4 protein-coding genes are annotated in these 3,037 nt (G+C 63.8%); all 4 read right to left on the reverse strand.

What is annotated here, in order from left to right:
* Window positions 1-46: 46 nt before the first annotated feature.
* The 4 genes from B0E49_RS00055 to tnpA all read right to left on the reverse strand — a co-directional run bounded on the left by B0E49_RS00055 (window position 47) and on the right by tnpA (window position 2,975).
* Window positions 47-556: a hypothetical protein gene (locus tag B0E49_RS00055; RefSeq protein ID WP_174571046.1), complete on the reverse strand. Its 510-nt coding sequence runs from the start codon at window positions 554-556 to the stop codon at window positions 47-49.
* 30 nt (window positions 557-586) lie between these two features.
* A complete protein-coding gene (tnpC, locus tag B0E49_RS00060; RefSeq protein ID WP_077559938.1) occupies window positions 587-2,140 on the reverse strand; it encodes an IS66 family transposase in 1,554 nt (517 codons plus the stop codon).
* Window positions 2,141-2,223: 83 nt separating this feature from the next.
* Window positions 2,224-2,571: an IS66 family insertion sequence element accessory protein TnpB gene (gene tnpB / locus B0E49_RS00065; RefSeq protein ID WP_077559939.1), complete on the reverse strand. Its 348-nt coding sequence runs from the start codon at window positions 2,569-2,571 to the stop codon at window positions 2,224-2,226.
* Entirely contained in the window at window positions 2,568-2,975 is a 408-nt protein-coding gene (gene tnpA, locus B0E49_RS00070) for an IS66-like element accessory protein TnpA (RefSeq protein WP_144264376.1), read from the reverse strand. The genes tnpB and tnpA overlap by 4 nt, the downstream gene beginning before the upstream one ends.
* Window positions 2,976-3,037: the final 62 nt, after the last annotated feature.

Consider the following 3,037-nt stretch of genomic DNA (forward strand, 5'->3'; position numbering starts at 1 on the left):
GTAATAGTTCGACGAACACCGTCGTTGACGACCTGACCTTGTTGAGTCAGATGTCCATGACATGACGCAGCATGGCAAACGGGACACGCCAGCCGGTGCCGCCTTCGCAATCGACAGAGGCCGTGCGCTGATTGATGCGGGTGATGGTCCCCACTTGGGGCTGCAGATATTTGTCGGTGAACGAGACCTTGTCGCCACGGCGGAAGTCCTCTGGTCCGGGCTTGTGCACCGGCGTTTGATGGACCGTGGGTGTTGGGCCATCGACCCGCTCGCTGGCGTCCCCCGGATCGATGGCGGCGTACGACATCTTCCACTGCGAGCGGGTGCCATCCTCGTGCACCGTCACCTGGTCCCCCTTCATCGCCACGACCTTGCCCGAGCGCATGTGGCCCGTGCGCCCATCCATGAATCGCACCGATTTGCCAAGGTTGAGTCGATTGAGTACCGCGACGATGCGCCGGGGGTCGGCCAGCAACCGGTCAATGAGGGTGGAGAGCTCGAACAGTTCAAGGCTGCTGGCATTTGACAGTGCCTCTATCAGCTTAGCGTCATTCATGACGACCATTGTGCCAACGGCACAGCATCGTCAGGCCACCCGGCGCACGAACTCCGGGGACTGTTGCATTTGCTCTGCCACCACCCACGGCAGCAACTCATCGATGCGATTGCTCGGGTGCTCGGCGATGCGCTCGAGCACATGGCGCAGATAGGCCCGTGGATTCAAACCGTTGAGCTTGGCCGTGCCCAGCAGACTGTAGATCACGGCGGCACGCTCACCCCCGCTGTCCGAGCCCAGGTGCAGATAGTTCTTGCGCCCGATGGCCACACCGCGCAAGGCCCGCTCGGCGATGTTGTTGTGCGCCTCCATGCGTCCGTCGTCCACGAATCGGGTCAACGCCCGCCAGTTGCTCATCGAGTAGCCCATGGCCAGCGCCATCGGCGACTTGGCCGAGACCTGTGCCAATGTGGCGCTCATCCAGCGCTGCAATTCGTCCAGTATCGGGCGCGTTCGACGCCTTCGCTGGCGACTTCGCTCTTCGGGTGACTGGCCCTGGATCTCGGCCTCGATCGCAAAGATGGCCGCAATGCGCTGCAAGGCCTCGTGTGCCAGCGTGCCGGCCAGCTTGTGCTGCTGCTCGTGGATGTCGTAGAACTTTCTTCTGGCGTGGCTCCAGCATGCGGCCTCCACGATGCGCCCATCCTCGAACAGCCGGTTGTACCCACTGAACGCGTCGGCCTGCAGGATGCCCTCGAAGTCCCGAAGGTGGCGCCTGGGGTGCTCGCCCTTGCGATCAGCGGAGTATTGAAACCACACGGCCGCTGGCGCCGTGTCGCCACCGGCGCGGTCATCGCGCACATAAACCCACAGACGCCCAGTCTTGGCCTTGTTCTTGGCGCCGCCCAGCACCCGAATCGGCGTGTCGTCGCCATGGATCTTGGAGCCGCTCAGCACGTAGCGGCCCATGGCCTGGGCCAGCGGGGTGAGCAGCCACGCTGCTCCAGCGACGATGTCCGTCAGGGTGGAGACGGCCAGCTCGACGCCATCACGCGCAAAGATCTGGCTTTGCCGATACAGCGGCGTGTGGTCGGCATATTTGCTCACCAGCACATGGGTCATCAGCCCGGCACCAGCCAGGGCGCGTTCAACCGGCCGCTTGGGCGCTAGAGCCTGGGAGATGCTTTGGCAATTGCCACAGGCCAGCTTGGGGCGTACATGGCGAATGACCAGGAAGTTGCCGGGCTCGTACTCCAGAACTTCCGAGACATCCTGGCCGATCACGCGCAGCCCGTTGCCGCAGGCCGCGCAGTTGCACCCACCCTCAGGGTTGTGCACGACGGTTTGGCGCGGCAAATGGGCCGGCAATTCACGCAGCCCTGGACGAGTCTTGCCCGTGTCCTTCTTGCGCCCGGCTATTGGGGTGACGTGGGAGGCGCCGGCATCATTGGCTGCAGGCACTGGCGCCAGAGCGCAATCCATCAACTCCATTTGGCCGGCATGGTCCAGTTTCTCGCTGGAGCGCCCGTACTGCATGCGCCGCAGATAGCTCAACTCGATCTTGAGCTTGTCGATGGTCAGGTGCGCAATCTTCAGTTCGCCGCTCAGCGTATCGATCCTGGCTTGTTGCTCGTCCGCGCTCATGGAGCATGACTGTGCCACCGCGTACCATCGTTCGCCATAGGAATGTCCCTGTCAACCGTTGACGAACACGGTTCGGTGTTGGCCTACGCAGCACGCTGTGGTTGCCAGGTACGCGTGGGCATTCTCCAGTCGATGCCCTCCAGCAGCATGGACAGCTGGGCCGGCGTCAGTGACACGGCGCCGCTGGTGGCCTGCGGCCAGACGAAGCGGCCCCTCTCCAGGCGCTTGGCGAACAGGCACAAACCCTGGCCGTCCCACCACAGCAGTTTGATGATGTCGCCCCGGCGGCCCCGGAACACAAACACATGGCCGCAGAACGGGTCCTGGGCGAGCGCACTTTGCGCCAGTGTGCACAAGCCATCGAAGCCTTTGCGCATGTCGGTCAGGCCCGCTGCCAGCCACACTCGCGTGCCCGCGGGCAGCCCGATCATCGATGCGCCGCCAGGATCTGCACGATGCTGCGCAGCTCCGCCGGGTCGAATCCGGCAGGCAGGCGCACGGTGGCGTCATTCAAGATCAGTTCAATCGGTGGGCGCGGACCGGCCAGAGGCATTGTCGTGCGCGGCTTTGGGTTCACGGGCACGGCCGCAGGCTCCACCATGACTGGGAGCATCGTGGCCATGGCTGTCGATGTCACGCCCCCATGCCTGGGCAGCCATTTGCGGATGACGTTGGCATTGATGCCGTGGCTCAGCGCGATCGCAGAGACCGAGGCCCCCGGCTCCAGGCATTGGGCTACCACATCGCGCTTGAACTGCAGCGCGTAGGTGCGCCGCGTCCTGGCGCGTTCTTGTGTCGCTGCAGGCACTCCAATTTTGGCGTCCGCTTGTTTCATCGTGGACGCCATCTTCACGCCGCCTGCTCAACTCCGCAAGACGGTGTTCGTCGGACTATTAC

The organism is Polaromonas sp. C04, from assembly GCF_002002705.1.
Taxonomy (GTDB): Bacteria; Pseudomonadota; Gammaproteobacteria; order Burkholderiales; family Burkholderiaceae_C; genus Rhodoferax_A.

What these genes read in the sequence shown, in the direction of transcription:
- B0E49_RS00055 (WP_174571046.1), bottom strand. Translation starts at nt 556, where the DNA reads ATGAATGACGCTAAGCTGATAGAGGCACTGTCAAATGCCAGCAGCCTT.
- tnpC (WP_077559938.1), bottom strand. Translation starts at nt 2,140, where the DNA reads ATGAGCGCGGACGAGCAACAAGCCAGGATCGATACGCTGAGCGGCGAA.
- tnpB (WP_077559939.1), bottom strand. Translation starts at nt 2,571, where the DNA reads ATGATCGGGCTGCCCGCGGGCACGCGAGTGTGGCTGGCAGCGGGCCTG.
- tnpA (WP_144264376.1), bottom strand. Translation starts at nt 2,975, where the DNA reads ATGAAACAAGCGGACGCCAAAATTGGAGTGCCTGCAGCGACACAAGAA.